Source organism: Streptomyces apricus (assembly GCF_008369065.1).
GTDB lineage: Bacteria > Actinomycetota > Actinomycetes > Streptomycetales > Streptomycetaceae > Streptomyces > Streptomyces apricus.
In genome coordinates, this window is record NZ_VDFC01000236.1 from 1 (window position 1) to 1068 (window position 1068).

Below are 1068 nucleotides of genomic sequence, written 5' to 3' on the forward strand. Positions count from 1 at the left end.
CCCTGCGGGTGGTCGACGGGGTGGGCGGGGCCGCGGCGAACTCGGTCGCCGTGCTGCTCGTGGCGTGGGTGGCCGCGAGCGTCCTCGGCGCCTCCGCCTCGCCGGTCGTCATCTCGTCCATCCGCGGCTCGGCGCTCCTCGGCGCGGTGCAGGACACCATGCCGGACACGACCCCCGCCTGGTTCTCCCGGGCCACCTCGGCGCTCACCGAGGCCGGCTTCCCGCAGGTCTTCAACCCCTTCGAGAACGAGCCGACGGCCGAGGTCGCCGAGCCCTCCGGGGACAGCGTCACCGCCGCCGCGAAGCAGGCCGCCGTGCGCTCCACCGTGAAGGTCGAGGGCTCCGTGGGCACGCAGGGCCGCGAGGGCAGCGGGTTCGTGTACGCGAAGGAGCGGGTGATGACCAACGCCCATGTGGTGGCGGGCATCGACGACCCGACCGTGCGGGTGGGGGGCACGGGCCGGGCGTACGAGGCGAAGGTCGTCCTCTTCGACCCGGAGAAGGACGTGGCGGTGCTCGACGTGCCGGGGCTGGAGGCGCCCGTGCTGCCCTTCGACACGAGTGCGGAGCGGGGCGACGCGGCGGTGGTCGCGGGCTATCCACAGGACGGCGGCCTCGACCTCCAGGCGGCCAGGGTCGCCAACAAGATCAACGCCAGGGGCCAGAACATCTACGGCTCCGACCCCGTCACCCGCGAGATCTACGCGATCCGTTCCACGGTCCGCCCCGGCAACTCCGGCGGCCCCCTGCTGACCACCGGCGGCAAGGTCTACGGCGTCGTCTTCGCCCGCTCCACGAGCGACGCCGACACGGGCTACGTCCTGACCGCCGACGAGGTGGCGACCGACGCCGCCCGAGCGGCACGGACCTCCACCCCGGTGGACACGGGCAACTTGATCACGTCATAAACGACCCGATCTTTCAGGGGCGCGATCCTTTAAGGGGCGCGGGGAACGGCGCAGTCTTTTAGGGGCGCGGGGAACGGCGCAATCTTTTGTCTTTAGGGGCGCGGGGAACGGCGCGACCAGCCCCCACCGGCCCGCACCCGCGAGGGACGCGACACCACCC

1 protein-coding gene is annotated in these 1068 nt (G+C 72.6%); it reads left to right on the forward strand.

All coding sequences use genetic code 11. The features are described from left to right. Nucleotides 1–908: MarP family serine protease (locus FGF04_RS39410; protein ID WP_149516195.1), on the forward strand; the 908-nt coding region annotated here is incomplete at its 5' end. Nucleotides 909–1068 lie beyond the last annotated feature (160 nt).